At 65.5% G+C, this 19,548-nt stretch carries 11 protein-coding genes; 9 read left to right on the top strand and 2 right to left on the bottom strand.

What is annotated here, in order from left to right:
* Window positions 1-202 precede the first annotated feature (202 nt).
* From J7573_RS03295 to J7573_RS03255, 9 genes are all read left to right on the top strand, one after another.
* Entirely contained in the window at window positions 203-370 is a 168-nt protein-coding gene (locus J7573_RS03295; RefSeq protein ID WP_165837327.1) for a DUF6026 family protein, read from the top strand.
* 522 nt (window positions 371-892) lie between these two features.
* Window positions 893-2,452: a glycogen synthase GlgA gene (gene glgA, locus J7573_RS03290; protein ID WP_294325626.1), complete on the top strand. Its 1,560-nt coding sequence runs from the start codon at window positions 893-895 to the stop codon at window positions 2,450-2,452.
* Window positions 2,453-2,465: 13 nt separating this feature from the next.
* Entirely contained in the window at window positions 2,466-4,208 is a 1,743-nt protein-coding gene (gene treZ / locus J7573_RS03285; protein WP_294325624.1) for a malto-oligosyltrehalose trehalohydrolase, read from the top strand.
* Window positions 4,205-6,274, top strand: a complete 2,070-nt coding sequence (gene malQ, locus J7573_RS03280) for a 4-alpha-glucanotransferase (RefSeq protein ID WP_294325622.1) — start codon at window positions 4,205-4,207, stop codon at window positions 6,272-6,274. The genes treZ and malQ overlap by 4 nt, the downstream gene beginning before the upstream one ends.
* Entirely contained in the window at window positions 6,271-9,045 is a 2,775-nt protein-coding gene (locus J7573_RS03275; RefSeq protein ID WP_294325620.1) for a malto-oligosyltrehalose synthase, read from the top strand. Before malQ ends, J7573_RS03275 begins: the two co-directional genes overlap by 4 nt.
* A 14-nt stretch (window positions 9,046-9,059) precedes the next feature.
* A complete protein-coding gene (locus tag J7573_RS03270; protein ID WP_294325618.1) occupies window positions 9,060-9,326 on the top strand; it encodes a DUF2934 domain-containing protein in 267 nt (88 codons plus the stop codon).
* A gap of 153 nt (window positions 9,327-9,479) precedes the next feature.
* Window positions 9,480-11,633 carry a glycogen debranching protein GlgX gene (glgX, locus tag J7573_RS03265; RefSeq protein ID WP_294325616.1) on the top strand — a complete coding sequence of 718 codons (2,154 nt, stop codon included), beginning with the start codon at window positions 9,480-9,482 and terminating at the stop codon, window positions 11,631-11,633.
* 35 nt (window positions 11,634-11,668) lie between these two features.
* On the top strand, window positions 11,669-12,463 hold the full coding sequence (locus tag J7573_RS03260; RefSeq protein WP_294325614.1) for an endonuclease/exonuclease/phosphatase family protein: 795 nt from the start codon (window positions 11,669-11,671) through the stop codon (window positions 12,461-12,463).
* A 320-nt stretch (window positions 12,464-12,783) separates the two neighbouring features.
* Window positions 12,784-13,863, top strand: coding sequence for an autotransporter outer membrane beta-barrel domain-containing protein (locus J7573_RS03255; protein WP_294325612.1), 1,080 nt, complete (start codon window positions 12,784-12,786; stop codon window positions 13,861-13,863).
* A gap of 117 nt (window positions 13,864-13,980) precedes the next feature.
* Here the strand turns inward: J7573_RS03255 and glgB are convergent, their stop codons facing one another.
* The gene (glgB, locus tag J7573_RS03250; protein ID WP_294325610.1) at window positions 13,981-16,191 is read right to left on the bottom strand and encodes a 1,4-alpha-glucan branching protein GlgB; all 2,211 of its coding nucleotides are present in this window, start codon (window positions 16,189-16,191) and stop codon (window positions 13,981-13,983) included.
* The gene (gene treS / locus J7573_RS03245; RefSeq protein WP_294325608.1) at window positions 16,192-19,509 is read right to left on the bottom strand and encodes a maltose alpha-D-glucosyltransferase; all 3,318 of its coding nucleotides are present in this window, start codon (window positions 19,507-19,509) and stop codon (window positions 16,192-16,194) included.
* Between the last annotated feature and the right edge of the window lie 39 nt (window positions 19,510-19,548).

Below are 19,548 nucleotides of genomic sequence, written 5' to 3'. Positions count from 1 at the left end.
GCCGATGCTCCCCTTTCGAAATGGATGACAAACACAGTTCAACTTTTCAGATTAGTCCAGCACGGCGCCCGAGGGTTCAGCGACGAACGGCGAGACAACGTTAAACAAAAAAGTTCCCATGAGCGGAGAAAGAATTCAGAATGCGCGCCGCGTGAAGCGTCTACGCTTTAACTGTCACCAGCCAAAACCGCGAGGTGTGCTCATGGGTACCTTGATGCCTGCTACTCCAACCCAGACCCTCTATGTCTCCGTGCGCCGCGATGAGCTGCGTAAACTGAAGGACGAACGTGACCAGCTGCGTCAGCAGGTTGCTCAGTTGCACATGTTGCTGGAACAGGCACGTAGCGACGGCAAAACCGTCAGCCTCTGATTCATCCCCTCCCTGGGTGGGAGCTTCGCGCTCCCACACTGCAGAAATCTCGCCCCATCATGGTGCGCGACACGCTGGCCAGCCACCCGATGGCGCACGCGTCAATCAGCCTTGCCCCACCCTCGAACACCCCTGTTCATATCCGGTCACACACGCCAACGTTTGCGTCTATCTCGCGTCATAACGAAAGTGACCAGTGGGTCACCTTTTTATCTCCAGCTCTCCTACACTCAGGTTTCGGCCCGCCATTTGCTCAGAGGAAGAGCGACGAAAAAAAGTCGAACTTTTGGAAACGGTGGCGGGTCAGCAACTAAGTAGGCCAAACGCAAAAGGACTTCCTTCGCACGGCCCGCCTACCCCAACCAGTCCAATCGCCTTCGGCCGGAATGCTGATCGCGTTGTGCCTGCGCGCACGACTTCGGGGCATGGATCGCTTTACGCAACGACAAAATTCAGAGAGACCAACACGAAAGATCGCAACGGGTGCCAGCACCCTGCCAACACTTAGGGACGGAGAGAAGTATGATCAGTGCCGCTGTCGAGCCTCACGTAGATTCATTCAACCCGGACAACCGCGAACCGCTCACCCCGGACTTCGCCAAGACAGGCACGGCACCCGGCGCCCAGCGCCAGCACAACCCGAACAAGCGCAAGATCCTGTTCGTCACCTCTGAAATCGCCGACCTGGTCAAGACCGGCGGCCTCGGCGACGTGTCTGCAGCGCTGCCCCGCGCGCTGGCGCACCTGCACGATGTGCGGGTGCTGATCCCCGGCTACCGCCAGGTGATGGAAAGCGACAACCCGATTCATATCGTCGGCGAACTCGGCGGCCACGCGGCCCTGCCACCGTGCAAGATCGGCCGCATGGACATGGCCGACGGGCTGGTCATCTACGTGCTGATCTGCCCCGAGCTATACCAGCGTGACGGCACCCCCTATGGCGCCAACAACGGCCGCGACTGGCCCGACAACCACATCCGTTTCGCCCGCCTGGGCCTGGCTGCAGCCGAGATCGCGGCGGGCGAAGGCAAGATCCACTGGAAGCCCGAAGTGGTGCATGCGCATGACTGGCCCGCCGGCCTGGCGCCGGCCTACATGCACTGGCGCGGGCTGAACACGCCGACCTTGTTCACCATTCACAACCTGGCCTATCAGGGCGTCTACAGCCGTGGCTGCAGCCCGGAACTGGCGATCCCCGACCATGCCATGCAACAGGAAGGCATGGAGTTCTACGGCAAGCTGTCGTTCCTCAAGGCCGGCCTTGCCTACTCCAGCCACATCACCACGGTCAGCGCCACCTACGCCCAGGAAATCACCACCCCGGAATTCGGCTGCGGGCTCGATGGTTTCCTGGCCAGCAAGGCCCAGCAAGGCCTGCTCGGCGGCATCCCCAACGGCATCGACGAAAGCTGGGACTCGGCCACCGACCAGCACCTGCAGCACAACTTCAGCATCAACGACTGGGACGGCAAGGCACGCAATACCGTCGAAGTGCGCAAACTGTTCGAACTGGAACCGTCCGAAGGGCCGCTGTTCGCCGTGGTCTCGCGGTTGGTCTACCAGAAAGGCCTGGACCTGACTCTGGGCGTTGCCGACTACATCGTCGAGCAAGGCGGGCAGATCGCGATCATCGGCCGCGGTGAGCCGGAAGAGGAGCAGGCCATGCGCGAACTGGCCCTGCGCCACCCAGGCCGCATCGGCGTGCGCATCGGCTTCAACGAAACCGACGCCCGGCGCATGTTCGCCGGCAGTGACTTCCTGCTGATGCCCTCGCGCTACGAGCCCTGCGGCCTGAGCCAGATGTACGCCCAGCGCTTCGGGTCGCTGCCGGTGGCTCGCAACACCGGTGGCCTGGCCGACACCATCGAGAACGGCGTCACCGGTTTCCTGTTCGATGAGTCGACCGTCGACAGCTACCGCGAAGCCCTGAGCCGGGCCTTCTACATCTACAGCAAGAAGGACCTGCTCAATGCCATGCGCTGCCTGTCGATGACCCAGCCGTTCAACTGGTGCCAGGCCGTGGAGCCCTACGCGCGCCTCTACGAGGACCTGGTCAAGCAGGCACACCTGAGCCACTACTGAGCGGGGGTCGAAGATGCACAGGCATGGCGCACACCTGCTGGACGCCACGTCGGCGCGCTTCGCCCTATGGGCACCCGATGCGCGCAGCGTGAGCCTGGAACTGGAGCAGCAGCCCGCCATCGAGCTGCTGCCCGAGGACAACGGCTGGTACACGGGGGTTGCCCCGTGCCAGGCCGGTGACCGCTACCACTACCGTATCGACGGCACACTGCAGGTAGCCGACCCGGCGTCGCGCTACCAGCCCGAAGGGGTGCACGGGCCGAGCCAGGTGGTGGATACCAGTGCCTACGCCTGGCAGCACCCGTGGCGAGGCCGGCCGTGGCACGAAGCGGTGATCCAGGAGCTGCACATCGGCGTGCTCGAAGGCTACCCGGGCGTCGCCCGGCAGTTGCCGAGGCTGGCCGAACTGGGCATCAGCGCCATCGAGCTGATGCCCCTGGGCCAGTTCCCCGGCGAGCGCAACTGGGGCTATGACGGTGTGCTGCCCTATGCGCCCCAGCACAGCTACGGCAGCCCCGAGCAACTGTGCGCACTGGTGGACCGCGCCCACGGCCAGGGGCTGATGGTGCTGGTGGATGTGGTCTACAACCACTTCGGCCCGGACGGCAACTACCTGCACCAGTACGCCAGCCCGTTCTTCCGCGAAGACCGCCAGACGCCCTGGGGCGCGGCCATCGATTTTCGCCGCCACGAAGTGCGCGAGTACTTCATCCAGAACGCCCTGATGTGGCTGTGCGACTACCGCTGCGACGGCCTGCGCCTGGATGCCGTGCACGCCATCGACCAACCCGACTTCCTGGTCGAACTGGCTCAGCGGGTGCGCGCCGCCGTCGAGCCAGGCCGGCATGTGTGGCTGGTGCTGGAGAACGAGCACAACCAGGCTTCGTTGCTCGAACAGGGTTTCGATGCCCAGTGGAACGACGATGGCCACAATGCCTTGCATGTGCTGCTGACCGGGGAAACCGAAGGGTATTACGCCGACTACCAGGAAAGTCCCATCGACAAGCTGGCCCGTTGCCTGTCCGAAGGCTTCGTGTTCCAGGGCCAGGCCAACCGCCACGGCACACCACGTGGCGAACCCAGCGGGCATCTGGAGCCCAGTGCGTTCGTGCTGTTCCTGCAGAACCATGACCAGGTCGGTAACCGCGCCCTGGGCGAACGCCTGACCCGCCTTTGCCCTCCCCCGGCGTTGCGTGCGGCCACCGGCCTGTTGCTGCTGGCGCCAATGATCCCGTTGCTGTTCATGGGCGATGACGATGGCAGCTGCCGGCCATTCCTGTTCTTCACCGATTTCCATGACGACCTGGCCGACGCCGTGCGCGAGGGCCGCCGGGGTGAGTTCGCCCACTTCAAGGCATTCGCCGACCCCGAGCAACGCGAACACATACCCGACCCCAATGCCGAACAGACCTTCGAGGCATCGCGGCCGCAAAACAAGGAAGTCATCGCCGGCTGGCACGGTCTTTATCACCAGCTGCTCGACCTGCGCCGGCGCCACGTCATCCCCCACCTGCCCGGCAGCCGCGCCCTGGGCGCCGAAGTGCTGGGCGACAAGGCGCTCACTGCGCGCTGGCAGCTGGGCGATGGCAGCACCCTGCGCATCGACCTGAACCTGGCCGCCGCGCCCCAGGCGGTCGCCCTGCCCGCCGTCGAACGGCGCCTGTTCGACAGCAGCGACACCACCCACCCCGACACTGCGCTGTCCGCCCACAGCTGTGTGGTCAGCCTGCTATCACCTGGCCAGGAGCGCCCATGAGCGAAACCGCCTTGCACCGACTGGCCGCCCGCGTCGGGCTGGCCCGCGACTGGATCGACGCCAACAACCGGCCACAACAGGTCAGCGACGAGGTCTTGCGCAAGGTCCTCGACGGCCTGGGCCACCCCGCCGGCGACGAGCCTGCCATCCAGGCCAGCCTGCGCGCCGTGGAGGCCGCCGAAGACGCCGATCACCTGCCCCCGCTGATCACCGCCGACCTTGACCAGCCACTGTCCCTGCAGCGCTACTTCCCGCCGGGCAGCGCCGTGCGCTGTACCCTGGAAAGCAACCGCCTGCAGTACCTGACCCTCGATGCCCAAGGCAACCTGCCCGGCGGCCTACCGGTCGGCTACCACCTGCTGCAGATCAACGACCGCAGCTTCACCCTCGCCGTGGCTCCGCCGCGCTGCCACAGCCTGGCCGACGCGGTCGCTGAACCGCCGCCGCGCTGCTGGGGCCTGGCGGTGCAACTCTACAGCCTGCGCCGCAGCGGTGATGGTGGCTACGGCGATTGCCTGGCCCTGGAACAACTGGCGCGCAGCGCCGCCGAGCGCGGCGCCGATGCCCTGGCGATCAGCCCGATCCACGCGCTCTCGGCCGTCGACCAGCAGCACTACAGCCCCTACTCACCGTCCAGCCGCCTGTTGCTCAACACCCTGTACGCCAGCCCCTCCGCGCTGCTGGGCGAGCGCGCCGTGCGCATGGCGATCGAGGCCTGTGGCCTGGAGCAAGTGCTCGAAGACCTGGAGCAGCGCCCGCTGGTGGACTGGCCCCGTGCCGCCGACGCCCGCCTGCGCCTGCTCGAAGCGCTGTACCAGGACTTCAGCCAGGCCGACCACCCGCTGCGCAAGGATTTCGACAGCTTCCGCGAGGCCCGCGGCCAGGCCCTGGAGCACCACTGCCGCTTTGAAGTGCTGCAGGCGCAAGCGGTCGAGCATGGCCTGGGCGCCGACTGGCGCAACTGGCCCAGCGCCTGGCACGACCCGTACCACCCGGAAGTCGAGGCCTTCGCCAACGCGTACCCGGCCAAGGTCGAGTTCCATGCCTTCTGCCAGTGGCTGACCGAGCGCAGCCTGCAACGCGCCCAGCACGCCGCACGCAGCAACGGCATGGCGGTCGGCCTGATCGCCGACCTGGCCGTCGGAGCCGATGGTGCCGGCAGCCAGGCCTGGAGCCGCCAGGACGAGCTGCTGGCCAACCTCAAGGTCGGCGCGCCGCCCGACATCCTCAACCGCTCGGGCCAGGACTGGGGCATCTGCGCCTTCTCCCCCGAGGGCCTCAAGCGCAACGGCTACCGTGCCTTCATCGAGATGCTGCGGGCCAACCTGGCCCATGCTGGTGGCCTGCGCATCGACCATGTGATGGGCCTGCGCCGGCTGTGGCTGATCCCCCGTGGCTGCAAGCCTGCCGAAGGCGCGTACCTCAACTACCCGCTGGAAGACCTGCTGCGCCTGCTGGCCCTGGAGTCGGTGCGCCACCAGGCGATCATCCTTGGCGAAGACCTCGGCACCGTGCCCGAGGGCCTGCGCGAACAGCTGGCGGCCAAGGCCGTACTGGGCATGCGCGTGCTGCCTTTCGAGCAGACCCAGCCCGGCCACTTCAAACCGATCCTCGACTGGCCGGACGACGCCCTGGCCACCACCGGCACCCACGACCTGGCACCGTTGGCCGGCTGGCTGCAAAGCCGCGACATCGAATGGAGCCAGCGCCTGCAGCTGATCGACGCCGCCACCGAACTGCACTGGCGCCATGAGCGACAGAAGGAGTGCGAAGGCCTGCGCCGCACCCTGGAAGCCAACTACGGCCCGCAGGCGGACAATGACGCGCTGATCGATGCCGCCATCCGCTACGTTGGCCACACCCGCGCCCCATTGGTGCTGATCCCGCTGGAAGACCTGCTCGGCAGCGACGAGCAGCCCAACCTGCCCGGCACTACCAGCGGCCACCCCAACTGGCGCCGGCGCTTCGCCGCACCAGTGCGCGAGCTGCTCGACGACGAAGACGCCGCACGGCGCCTGGAGGTGCTGGCCCAAGCCCGTGAGCAAGCCTGGGAGCGGGACCGATGAAGCCGTTGACCGCGACCCTGCGCCTGCAATTTCACAGCGACTTCAGCCTCGATGACGCCGTGCCACTGGTGCCGTATTTCGCCCAGTTGGGTATCAGCCACCTGTATGCCTCGCCGATCCTCAAGGCCCGCGCCGGCTCGCGCCACGGTTACGACGTGGTCGACCCGACCTGCGTCAACCCCGAGCTAGGTGGCGAGGCCGCGTTGCAACGGCTGGTGGCTGCGCTGCGCCAGCATGGCATGGGGCTGATCCTCGACACCGTGTCCAACCACATGGCCGTGGGTGGCGCCGACAACCCTTGGTGGCAGAGCCTGCTGGCCTGGGGCCGGCGCAGCCCTCATGCGGAGTTTTTCGACATCCAGTGGCATTCCAGCGATCCGCTGCTGGCCGGGCAGTTGCTGCTGCCGTTCCTTGGCAGCGACTATGGCGCAGCGCTGAAGAACGGCGAAATCCCGCTGCAATTCGACAAGCAATCGGGCTTGCTGCAGATCGCCCACTACCAGCACCGCTTCCCGATATGCCCGCTGGACTATGGCTGGATCCTCGCGCAGAGCCCCGAGCCTGCGCTGAAGGCCCTGGCCGAGCATTTCACCGCACTGCGCGAGGCGCCTGAGCCACTGGCAGACGCCCTGCCCCTGCACGCCGAGCTGGCACGCCTGGTGCGCGAAGGCGCGGACCTGGAATCGGCCCTGGTCGCCTTCGACAGCCGCAGCGAACACGGCTTCAAGCGCCTGCACCTGCTGCTCGAACGCCAGACCTACCGCCTGGCCAGCTGGCGCACCGCCGCCGATGACATCAACTGGCGGCGCTTCTTCGACATCAACGAACTCGGCGGCCTGCGGGTGGAGCGTGCCGTGGTGTTCGAGGCGACCCACGCCAAGCTGTTCGAGCTGATCGAGCGCGGCCTGGTGGACGGCCTGCGCATCGACCATATCGACGGCCTGGCCGACCCGCGCGGCTATTGCCGCAAGCTGCGGCGCCGGGTCGACAGCCTGCTCGCCGGGCGCCCGTTGCAGGCCGCGCTGGAACACTTCCCGATCTACGTGGAAAAGATCCTCGGTGCCGACGAACACCTGCACCGCGACTGGCTCACCGACGGCACCACCGGCTACGAGTTCATGAACCAGGTCTCGCTGCTGCAGCACGACCCGGCCGGCGAGGCGCCGCTGACCGAGCTGTGGGCCACCGTCAGCGAACGCCCCGACTTCGCCGAGGAAGTGCGCCTGGCGCGCCACCTGGTGCTCAATGCCAGCCTGGCCGGCGACTGCGAATCCGTGGCCCAGGCCCTGTTGCAGGTCGCCCGCGACGACCTGATGACCCGCGACCTGACCCTCGGCGCCATTCGCCGCGCATTGCAGGCGCTGATCGCGCATTACCCGGTGTATCGCACCTACTTCAATGCCTGCGGGCGCCCGGCCGAAGATGAACGGTTCTTCCAGCAGGCCCTGAGCAGTGCCCGCCATGACCTGGGGGAGGCCGACTGGCCACTGCTCGACCAGCTCGAACAGTGGCTCGGCGGGCAGCCCTGGCGCCAGCTGCCACCGGGCAAACCGCGCAAACACCTGCGCCATGCCTGTGTGCGCTTCCAGCAGCTCACCGCCCCCAGTGCCGCCAAGGCCGTGGAGGACACCGCCTTCTATCGCTCGGCGCGGCTGTTGTCGCGCAACGATGTCGGCTTCGAGGCCGAGCGCTTCAGCGCCGGCCCCGAGCATTTCCATAACGAGGCCCAGCGCCGCCTGCGCGACTTCCCCGACAACCTGCTCGCCACCGCCACCCACGACCACAAGCGTGGCGAAGACAGCCGTGCGCGCCTGGCCGTGCTGAGCGAGCGCGGGCCCTGGTTGGCCAGCCGCGTGGAGCACTGGCGCGAGCTGGCCGCACCGCTGCGTGAACAGCTGGACGACGGCGTGGCGCCAAGCCCCGGCGATGAGCTGCTGCTGTTGCAGACGTTGCTGGGCAGCTGGCCGTTGAGCCTCGACCTGCACGACGACAACGCACTGCGCCAGTACGCCGAGCGCATCCGCCAATGGCAGCAGAAGGCCCTGCGCGAAGCCAAGCTGCGCAGCAGCTGGAGCGCGCCGAACGAGGCCTATGAAACGGCCTGCGCCGCCTATGTCGACGGCCTGCTGCTGGATCGGGAAAACCAGCAGCTGCGCCAGTCATTGGCCGATGCCGCACAGCTGATCGCCTGCCCCGGTGCCCTCAACGGCCTGGTGCAGAGCCTGCTGCGCATGACCGTGCCGGGTGTACCCGACCTGTACCAGGGCAACGAATACTGGGACTTCAGTCTGGTCGACCCGGACAACCGCCGCGCTGTCGACTACGCTTGCAGGCGTCGCACCCTGGACGATGCCACCGCGCCCGCCGAGCTGCTGGCGCACTGGCGCGACGGCCGCATCAAGCAGGCCCTGATCGCCCGGGTATTGGACTGCCGCCAGGCCAATGCCGAGCTGTTCCGCCGGGGCGCCTACCTGCCGCTGAACGTGCAGGGCCGGCATGCCGAGCAGGTCATCGCCTTCGCCCGCCTGGGTGAAGGCCAACGCGCCATCGTCGTCGCCCCGCGCCTGGCCAGCGGCCTGCTCGGCGGCGCCACTTCACCGTTGATCCCGGCACAGAACTGGGACGACACCCGGGTGATCCTGCCGTTTGCCTTGTCGCCTGCCACTTGGACTGGACTTTTCGGTGTGGCCGCTGTCAGCCCTACAAGGGAGCTGATGTTGAGCGCGGTTCTGTCGCAATTTCCAGTCAACCTGTTGATTGAACATGCATAGCATTCAGGAGCGTCGTGATGAGTGTCGAAGAAAAACGAGTACGCGAATTCGCTTACCAGATCTGGGAATCGGAAGGTAAGCCGGAGGGGCAAGAGGAGCGCCATTGGGACATGGCCCGCAAGCTTGCCGAAGCCGAGGCGCTGGCACCCAAGGCGGCACCTCGCAAGCGGGCACCGGCCAAGCCCAAGGCGCCTGCCGAGCCCAAGGTGACTGCCCTGCCTGCGGCGAAAACGCCTGCTGCCAAGAAGCCCAGAGCAGTGAAAAAGCCGACTGCCGGTTAAGCCTGTTCCGGCCCTTTCGCGGGTAAACCCGCTCCCACACGGATTGCACCCACCTCAAGCGCAGTGCAGTACCTGTGACAGCGGGCTCGCCCGCGAAGGGGCCGGCCCAGGTCCCCGCAACACTCCCTCCACCACGGCCAATCGAGGACCGCCATGAGCCCCCGCACCCCGAAGAAAACCCGCTCCGTCGCCCCGTCGCGCATCCGCGAAGGCCTGCCCTTCCCCCTGGGCGCCACCTGGGACGGCCTGGGGGTCAACTTCGCCCTGTTCTCGGCCAACGCCACCAAGGTCGAACTGTGCCTGTTCGACTCCACCGGCGAGCAGGAAATCGAGCGCATCGAACTGCCCGAGTACACCGACGAGATCTACCACGGCTACCTGCCCGATGCTCATCCCGGGCTGGTCTACGGCTACCGCGTGTACGGCCCTTACGAGCCGGAAAACGGCCACCGCTTCAACCCCAACAAATTGCTGATCGACCCCTATGCCAAGCAACTGGTCGGCAGCCTGAAATGGTCCGAGGCGCTGTTCGGCTACACCATCGGCCACCCCGACGGCGACCTGTCGTTCGACGAACGCGACAGCGCGCCCTTCGTGCCCAAATGCAAGGTCATCGACCCGGCCTTCACCTGGGGCCGCGACCAGCCGGTGCAGACACCCTGGGAACGCACCATCATCTACGAAGCCCACACCCGCGGCATCAGCATGCGCCACCCGGCGGTGCCGGAAAAACTCCGCGGCACTTTCGCCGGCCTGGCCAACGACGAGCTGCTCAAGCACATCAAGGACCTGGGCGTTTCGAGCATCGAGCTGCTGCCGATCCACGCCTTCGTCAACGACCAGCACCTGCTGGAGAAGGGCCTGAACAACTACTGGGGCTACAACAGCATCGCCTTCTTTGCACCGCACCCGCGCTACCTGGCCAGCGGCAAGATCGCCGAGTTCAAGGAGATGGTCGCGCACCTGCACGACGCCGGCCTGGAGGTGATCCTCGACGTGGTCTACAACCACACCGCAGAAGGCAACGAGCGTGGCCCGACCCTGTCCATGCGTGGCATCGACAACGCCTCGTACTACCGGCTGATGCCCGACGACAAGCGCTTCTACATCAACGATTCCGGTACCGGCAACACCCTCGACCTCAGCCACCCGCGGGTGCTGCAACTGGTCACCGATTCACTGCGCTACTGGGCCGGGGAAATGCGCGTGGACGGTTTCCGATTCGACCTGGCGACCATCCTCGGCCGCTACCACGAAGGCTACAGCGAGCGCCACGGCTTCCTCGTCGCCTGCCGCCAGGACCCGATGCTCAGCCAGGTCAAGCTGATCGCCGAACCCTGGGACTGCGGCCCTGGCGGCTACCAGGTGGGCAACTTCGCACCGGGCTGGGCCGAGTGGAACGACCGCTTCCGCGATACCGCACGGGCCTTCTGGAAAGGCGACGAGGGCCAGCTGGCCGATTTCGCCTCACGCATGACCGCTTCGGGCGACCTGTTCAACAATCGCGGGCGCCGGCCGTACTCCTCGGTCAACTTCATCACCGCCCACGATGGCTTCACCCTGCGCGACCTGGTGTCGTACAACAGCAAGCACAACGAAGACAACGACGAGAACAACCAGGACGGCACCGACAACAACCTGTCGTGGAACTGCGGCGTGGAAGGCCCTACCGACGACCCGCAGGTCAACGCCCTGCGCATGCGCCAGATGCGCAACTACTTCGCCACGCTGCTGCTGGCCCAGGGCACGCCGATGATCGTCGCCGGCGACGAGTTCAGCCGCACCCAGCACGGCAACAACAACGCCTATTGCCAGGACAGCGAGATCGGCTGGGTCAACTGGGACCTGGACCAGGACGGCGAAGAGCTACTGGCCTTCGTCAAGCGCCTGACCCGCCTGCGCCTGGCCTACCCGGTGCTGCGCCGTTCGCGGTTCCTGGTGGGCGATTACAATGAGGCGATCGGGGTCAAGGACGTCACCTGGCTGGCGCCGGATGGCAGCGAGATGAGCGTGGAGCAGTGGGAAGACCCGCACGGGCGCTGCCTGGGCATGCTGATCGATGGCCGCGCACAGGTCAGTGGCATCGCACGGCCCGGGTCGGAGGCGACCATGCTGCTGATCGTCAACGCACACCATGATGTGGTGCCGTTCCAGCTGCCGAGCGTGCCGGAAGGCGAGTACTGGAGCTGCCTGATCGATACTGACCGGCCAGAAATGCGCAAGCCGCAACACCTGCAGTTCGACAGCACGTTCGAGGTCAAGGGTCGGTCGTTGCTGTTGATGGTGTTGCAGCGCGAGGAAGACTGAACCCATCAGACTTCAACGACTATGAAGGAGTCACCGTGAACCTCGAAGCCGGCAGCCCAGGTTTCGCCAGCACCCGCCAGGCCCCTCCCGTGAAACGCCTGCGGGTGCTGACGGTGAACACGCACAAGGGTTTCACCGTGTTCAACCGGCGCTTCATCCTGCCTGAGCTGCGCGAGGCGGTGCGCAGCACCCAGGCCGATATCGTGTTCCTTCAGGAAGTACTCGGCAGCCACGACCGCCATGCCGCCCGCTACCCTGGCTGGCCACAGACCTCGCAGTACGAATTCCTCGCCGACAGCATGTGGAGCGACTTCGCCTACGGCCGCAACGCGGTCTACCCCGACGGCCACCACGGCAATGCACTGCTGTCCAAGTACCCGATCATCGAACACCGCAACCTCGACGTGTCGATCACCGGCCCCGAGCGGCGCGGCTTGTTGCACTGCATCCTCGACGTCCCCGGCCAGCGACAGGTGCATGCCATCTGCGTGCACCTGTCGCTGCTGGAAAGCCACCGCCAGAAGCAGCTGCAGCTGCTGCGCCAGTTGCTCGATGGGCTACCTGCCGATGCGCCGGTGATCATCGCCGGCGACTTCAACGACTGGCAGCAACACGGCAACCGCACCCTGCGCCTGCAGCGCGACCTGCACGAGGCCTTCGAGCGCCACCACGGCCTGCTCGCCCGCACCTACCCCGCTCGCCTGCCGCTGCTGCGCCTGGACCGCATCTACCTGCGCAATGCCGATAGCCATGCGCCGCAGATTCTGGGGTACAAACCTTGGACGCATCTTTCCGACCATCTGCCACTGGCCGTGGAGGTCAGGTTGTAACAATGATTCGGCATAGCCAGTGCCACAGAAATAGCGATCCCCGCTATACCCGACAAATTAACTCAATTATTCAAAGGGTTAATGACAGCCACAGCGTTTGAACAGACCTTTCACGCTTTCTTGACGCAAGCGCTGGTCTCTCCTTAGCTGAACACTATCACTAGATGTAAAAACTCGCGCCGGGCCTCTAGCTCGCGCCTTTGCTCGCGCCTGCGAAAGCTGGCGTGCTGGTTTGGGTCGCCCTCTGTTTTTGTCGTACAGCTCGTGACGCGCAGGCCAGGTCCTTGGGCTGTACCACAAAAAAACAGAGGAGATCCGCCATGAAAAGAACCTCGAATCCCTTGCGCTTCGATCGTATTTTCTACGCGGTTTCCACGTCGATGCTTCTGGCAACCCCGGTGGAAACTTTCGCGTTCGAACTGCAGGAAGATCCGATCTCCCCCAGCTACCTGCAACAAGCGACGGTGCCGACGTTGTCGCTCGACCCGGTCAGCGCCAGCGGCCTGAACATGGGAACGCTGAACGCCTTCAGCGAGAAGATGGGCGAGCGGCACACCCTGCCGGCACCCGACCTGGTGGGCGGCCAGTGGGCACAGTTCTTCCCGGGTGCCACACCGCAACCTGGCGCGCGGATGCCAGAGCAACTGGAAGCGCCCAGCCAGCAATTGATGATCGGCCCGGACCTGTTCGTGCGTGAAACCGCCGATGGCAACGTCCACCGTGCGGGGATTTTCGTGGGGCACAACAACCTGCAGAGCAGCTTCAACGGTGTGCGGCCGTTGCTGGGGGATCAGCAGCGCAACGCGGTCAACCTCAGTGGCGAGAGCCTGGGGGTGTACTGGAGCATGACCCATGAACAGGGCTGGCACCTGGATGCCGTGGCCATGGGCTCGCGCATCGAAGTGATGGGCCGCGACGACAATGGCCAGCGCCTGGATGACAGCGGCCATGCGATGACCTTTTCGCTGGAAGGCGGTTACCCGATCGGCCTGGGGGGTGGCTGGGTCATCGAGCCCCAGGCGCAGTTGATCAACCAGCAGTTCTTCCCGGGCAACCAGGTGCAGGCAGAGACCTTGAAGGCGTTCGACAGCCAGCCCAGCTGGAGCGGCCGGGTCGGTGCCAAGTTGTCCGGACGCTACGATGTGAAAGGCATGCCGATCGAACCCTATGTGCGGACCAACGTCTGGTATGACTTCAACGATGGCAACGATGTGAAGCTGGACCAGGTCGACAAGATCTCCAGCTCGCGCTATTCGACCACGGTGGAATTGGGCTTGGGGTTGGTGGCGCGGGTGACACCGACGGTGGCGCTGTTTGTCAGTGCCGATTACAGCAGTGATGTGGATGGCAACGACATCAATGGGCTGATTGGCAGCCTTGGGGTGCGGATGCGGTGGTAGGCAGGCCTGGCCCCTTCGCGGGTAGACCCGCTCCCACAGGTACTACACAGACCTTGAGGTGGGTGCACTACCTGTGGGAGCGGGCTTGCCCGCGAAGAGGCCAGTACAGGCAATAAATCAGGCTGGTTTCATCACCAGCACACCCAGCGGCGGCAGGTTCAGGGCCAATGACAATGGCTGCCCATGGCTGGCCACCTCATCACTCTGCACCGCCCCCAGGTTACCGACATTCGACCCGGCATACAGCTCGGCATCGCTGTTGAGCAGCTCCTGCCAACGCTCACCGAACGGCACGCCAATCCGGTAGCCCTCGCGCGGCACCGGGGTGAAGTTGGCCACCACCAGCAGCGGCTCGCCCTGGCTGCTCCAGCGCAACCAGGCATACACGCTGTTGTGCGCGTCATCGCCGATCAGCCACTGGAAGCCCTGGGGCTGGCAGTCCTGCTCGTGCAGCGCCGGCAGCTCGCGGTACAGGCGGTTAAGGTCACCGACCAGGCGCTGCACACCCTGGTGCTCGGGGTATTGCAGCAGGTACCAGTCCAGCTGATGGTCGTGGTTCCACTCGCGCCACTGGCCGAACTCGCAGCCCATGAACAGCAGCTTCTTGCCCGGGTGGGTCCACATGAAGGTCAGGTAGGCGCGCAGGTTGGCGAACTTCTGCCAACGGTCACCGGGCATCTTGTCGATCAGCGAGTGCTTGCCGTGCACCACCTCGTCGTGGGAGATCGGCAGGATGAAATGCTCGGAATAGGCATAGATCAGGCCGAAGCTCATCTCGTTGTGGTGATAGGTACGGTGCACCGGGTCGTTCTGGATGTAGTGCAAGGTGTCATGCATCCAGCCCATGTTCCACTTGTAGGCAAAGCCCAGGCCGCCCTGCTGGGTCGGCTGGCTCACGCCCGGCCAGGCGGTGGACTCCTCGGCGATGATCAGTGCGCCCGGTGCCTCGTGGGCAGCGATGCCGTTGAGGTGGCGGATGAAGTCGATGGCCTCGAGGTTTTCGCGCCCGCCGTGGCGGTTGGGTACCCACTCACCGGCCTTGCGCGAGTAGTCGCGGTACAGCATCGAGGCCACCGCATCGACGCGCAAACCGTCGATGTGGAAGTGCTTGAGCCAGTGCAAGGCCGACGCCATCATGAAGCCACGCACCTCGTTGCGGCCGAGGTTGTAGATCAGCGTGTTCCAGTCCTGGTGGTAGCCTTCCAGCGGGTTGTCGTACTCGTACAGTGCGGTGCCGTCGAACCGGGCCAGGCCATGTTCGTCGGTGGGGAAATGCGCCGGCACCCAGTCGAGGATCACGCCGATGCCGCCTTGGTGGCAGGCATCGATGAATGCAGCGAAGTCTTCAGGCGTGCCATAGCGCGAGGTCGGTGCGAACATCGACAGCGGCTGGTAGCCCCACGAGCCACCGAACGGGTGCTCCATGATCGGCAGCAGCTCGATATGGGTGAAACCCAGTTGCTGGACGTAAGGCACCAGGCGTTCGGCCAGTTCACGCCAATTGTAGTAGCGCGACACTTCACCCAGCTCGTCGAGCTCGCATTGCCAGGAACCCGGGTGCAGCTCGTAGATCGACAGCGGTGCGCTGTAGGCGTGGCGCTGAGCACGATGTTCCATCCAGTCGTGGTCCTGCCAGGCATGACTCAGTTCAGCGGCCACCTTCGACGCGGTGCTCGGCGGCAGCTCGGTAGCGCGGGCCAGCGGGTCGGCCTTCAGCGGCAGAATGCCGTCCTTGCCGAGTACTTCGAACTTGTAGGTTTCACCCACACCCAGGCGCGGCACGAACAGTTCCCACACGCCCGCGCTGTGGCGCAAGCGCATGGGGTGGCGGCGACCGTCCCAGTTGTTGAAGTCACCCACCACCGACACCCGCCGCGCATTCGGCGCCCACACCGAGAAGCACACACCGTCGATTCCATCGACCTGGATCGGCTGGGCGCCGAAACGTCCGGACAGGTCGCGGTGGTTGCCTTCGGCGAACAGGTAGAGGTCCATGTCGCCCAGTTGCGGGCCGAAGCTGTAGGGGTCTTCGGTCACCTGCTCGCCACCGGCCCAGCCGATGTGCAGCAGGTACGGCTGTGCCTCATCGAGGTGCGCGCTGAACAGGCCGGGCAGGCTGCCCTGCACCATTTCGGCGAGGATGCGCCCATCCTGGCGCGCCAGCACCCGCACGTTCAGGGCATTGGGCAGGAAGGCACGGACGAACACGCCGCCCTGCCCGTCACCATGGGGGCCCAGCACTGCAAAGGGATCGGCGTGCTCGGCGCGGGCCAGGGCATCCAGGTCCCGTTGCCGAAGGCCGCCGTTTTCACGCGTGGTTGCATTCATCTATGACTCTCCCCAGGTACTGATCAGTCCATGCAGGCCATGCAAGGGCACGGCCAGCCAACTCGGACGGTTCTCGGCTTCGTATGTGATTTCGTAGGCGGCTTTTTCCAGGCAGAACAACTCCAGTGCGGCGCGCTCGCCCTCGGCCTGTTGCCAGGCGTGGGGCATGGCGGCGGTGGCCAGGCCATAGGCTTCGACGAAGGCATGCCGCGACTGGTGCAGGTACTGCCGGGCAACCCGTTGCCGGGCTTGCCGCGCCGGGTCGGAAAGGTCCACGGCAGACGCGCTGCGCAAGATCATCGCAGCAGCATAGTCGAAGGATCGCAACACGCCGCTGACATCCTTGTACGGGCTGTGTCTGGCCCGGCGTTCGTCCAGTGGACGGGCCGGTTCGCCTTCGAAATCGATCAGGTAGGCATCGCCCTGCACCACCAGCACCTGCCCCAGGTGCAGGTCGCCATGCACGCGCATCAGCAGGCCGCCCTGGGCCTGTTCGGCGAGCCTGGCGATGTGCTGGGCCAGGCCGTCACGCTGCTGTTGCAGGTCGTCGACCAGGGCCTGGCTGTCGGTGTCGAGGTGTTCGCGGTGCTGGGCCAGCAGATCGAGAGCGTGGTTCAGTTCGGCGCTGATCTGCGCGCTCCAGCGATGGCTGTCGTCGGCATCGCTGGGGCGTGGCTGGAAGGCTTCATCGTGGGTCGGTGCCGCCAGCAGCAGGTGCATCTCACCCAGGCGCTGGCCGAGCAAGGCGGCGAAACCATTCAGCTCAGCCAGCGCGTCGGTGTGCGCTTCGGCGTCGACGCTGGTCGGTTCCATCTCGTCGCGGATGGCCCGCTCCAGGGTGTTCTGGGTCCAGGCCCAGGCATCGCCCTGGTTGCTCAGGTAACCCTGGGCGATCATGAGCAGGTGCGGCGCGCCCTGCTCGTCGACGCGGCTGACCCAGGCCAGCAGCGGCGAGATATTGGCGAAGCCGGCGGCAGTGAGGTAGGCGCTCATTTCCAGCTCGGGGTGAATGCCCGGGTTGACCCGGCGAATCAGCTTGAGCACCACGCGGTCGCCAATCACCACCGAGCTGTTGGACTGTTCGGCGCTTAGGTAGCGCACCTCGCTTTCCTCGTTTAGCTCAAGGCCGGCCAGCTGGGCCGTGCAGGCGAAGCGCAGCTCGCCCTGGCCGTTGCCGCAAGGCAGGTGCATGCCGTCCTGACAGGCGCGCAGCACGGCACGGATGAACGGTTCGAGGACGAAGGCGTCGGTGATCAGCCCAACCTGGCGGCCACGGCGTACCCGCGACAGCGCCAGCTGCTGCGGCAGCGCCGTGTTGATCTGCTCTTCCGGCAGCAGGCCGAACGGCAGCTGGTACTGGGTGGCCACGCCGTCGCTGAGCACTTCGATCTCGCTGAGCAGCACCGGTGTGGTGGCGGTGCCAAAGCGCACGCCGTAGCGCAGGCGCACCTGGTCGATCGGGCCTTCCTTGCCGGCGAACCAGCGGCGCTTGGGCAGGTATTGTGGCAGGACCGTGTCGTTCAGGGTGTCGCTGGAGGGGGATTCGAGCAGTTCTTCCATGCGTTTGCGCAGTACTAGCGTGGTCAATTCCGGCAATCCCTCGGTAGCTTGAACGTGCCAGCTGGGCATGCGGTCGTGGGCAGCCAGCAGGAACCAGTAGAAGGCATAAGGCGGCAAGGTCAGCAGGAACGGCAGCTGGCCGATTGGCGGGAAGGCGCTGCCGCCGAGCATCTCCACAGGCACTTTGTCAGCGTATTGCGACAGTTCGAGCTCGGCAGCCTGGGCCGCACGCGAGACGTTGGCGACGCAGAGAATCACCTCGGTGTTGCCGACTTCGTCGGTGTACTCGCGGATATACGCCAGGATGCGTCGGTTGCTCGGTGTCAGCGTGCGCAGGCTGCCGCGGCCAAAGGCCTTCTGCTGCTTGCGCACCGCCAGCAGGCGGCGGTTCCAGTTCAGCAGCGAGTGTGGGTCGTGGGATTGGGCCTCGACGTTGACAGTCTGGTAGCCGTACAGCGGGTCCATGATCGGCGGCAGTACCAGGCGCTGCGGGTCGGCCCGGGAGAAACCGCCGTTGCGGTCCGGTGACCACTGCATCGGTGTGCGCACGCCGTCGCGGTCGCCGAGGTAGATGTTGTCGCCCATGCCCAGTTCGTCGCCGTAGTACAGGGTGGGTGTGCCGGGCATCGACAACAGCAGGCTGGTGAGCAGCTCGATGCGCCGCCGGTCACGCTGCAACAACGGCGCCAGGCGTCGGCGGATGCCGAGGTTGATGCGCGCGCGGCGGTCTTCGGCGTAGTAGTTCCACAGGTAGTCGCGCTCGCGGTCGGTGACCATTTCCAGGGTCAGCTCATCGTGGTTGCGCAGGAAGATCGCCCACTGGCAGTTGGCCGGGATTTCCGGGGTCTGGCGCAGGATGTCGGTGATCGGGAAGCGGTCTTCCATGGCCAGGGCCATGTACATGCGCGGCATCAGCGGGAAGTGGAAGGCCATGTGGCATTCGTCGCCATCGCCTTCGCCAAAGTACGGGCGAGTATCCTCGGGCCACTGGTTGGCCTCGGCCAGCAGCATGCGGTCGGGGTAGTTGGCGTCGATCTCGGCGCGAATCGCCTTGAGCACTGTGTGGGTTTCGGGGAGGTTCTCGTTGTTGGTGCCGTCGCGCTCAATCAGGTACGGGATGGCGTCCAGGCGCAGGCCGTCGACGCCCAGGTCGAGCCAGAAGCGCATCACCCCGATCACCGCCTTGAGCACCTGCGGGTTGTCGAAGTTGAGGTCGGGCTGGTGCGAGTAGAACCGGTGCCAGAAGTACTGGCCAGCGACCGGGTCCCAGGTCCAGTTGGACTTCTCGGTGTCGAGGAAGATGATCCGCGTGCCGTCGTACTTCTGGTCATCGTCCGACCACACGTAGAAGTCCCGCGCCTTGCTGCCGCGCTTGGCATGGCGGGCACGCTGGAACCACGGGTGCTGGTCGCTGGTGTGGTTGATGACCAGCTCGGTGATCACCCGCAGGCCGCGCTTGTGCGCCTCGGCAATGAAGCGGCGGGCGTCGGCCATGCTGCCGTAGTCCGGGTGCACGGCCTTGTATTCGGCGATGTCGTAGCCGTCGTCGCGCCGTGGCGAGGGGTAGAACGGCAGCAGCCACAGAGTGTTGACGCCAAGCTCGGCGATATAGTCGAGCTTGCTGATCAGGCCGGCGAAATCGCCGATGCCGTCGTTGTTCGAATCGAAGAACGACTTGATGTGCAGCTGGTAGATCACGGCGTCCTTGTACCACAGCGGGTCATCGATGAAGGCTGCCGGGCGGGAACGCTTGGCCATGGGTGACTCCTTTCTGTCCGGTTGCGCGCAACTTCCTGT

The sequence above is a fragment of the Pseudomonas sp. genome (genome assembly GCF_017744435.1).
Taxonomy (GTDB): domain Bacteria; phylum Pseudomonadota; class Gammaproteobacteria; order Pseudomonadales; family Pseudomonadaceae; genus Aquipseudomonas.
The sequence above is the reverse complement of the archived record's forward strand: the minus strand, read 5'-3'. Positions and strand labels throughout refer to the sequence as shown.

Bases quoted from the DNA above. Each gene is read 5' to 3' on its own strand.
- J7573_RS03295 (WP_165837327.1), top strand. From the start codon at position 203: ATGGGTACCTTGATGCCTGCTACTCCAACCCAGACCCTCTATGTCTCC.
- glgA (WP_294325626.1), top strand. From the start codon at position 893: ATGATCAGTGCCGCTGTCGAGCCTCACGTAGATTCATTCAACCCGGAC.
- treZ (WP_294325624.1), top strand. From the start codon at position 2,466: ATGCACAGGCATGGCGCACACCTGCTGGACGCCACGTCGGCGCGCTTC.
- malQ (WP_294325622.1), top strand. From the start codon at position 4,205: ATGAGCGAAACCGCCTTGCACCGACTGGCCGCCCGCGTCGGGCTGGCC.
- J7573_RS03275 (WP_294325620.1), top strand. From the start codon at position 6,271: ATGAAGCCGTTGACCGCGACCCTGCGCCTGCAATTTCACAGCGACTTC.
- glgX (WP_294325616.1), top strand. From the start codon at position 9,480: ATGAGCCCCCGCACCCCGAAGAAAACCCGCTCCGTCGCCCCGTCGCGC.
- J7573_RS03255 (WP_294325612.1), top strand. From the start codon at position 12,784: ATGAAAAGAACCTCGAATCCCTTGCGCTTCGATCGTATTTTCTACGCG.
- glgB (WP_294325610.1), bottom strand. From the start codon at position 16,191: ATGAATGCAACCACGCGTGAAAACGGCGGCCTTCGGCAACGGGACCTG.
- treS (WP_294325608.1), bottom strand. From the start codon at position 19,509: ATGGCCAAGCGTTCCCGCCCGGCAGCCTTCATCGATGACCCGCTGTGG.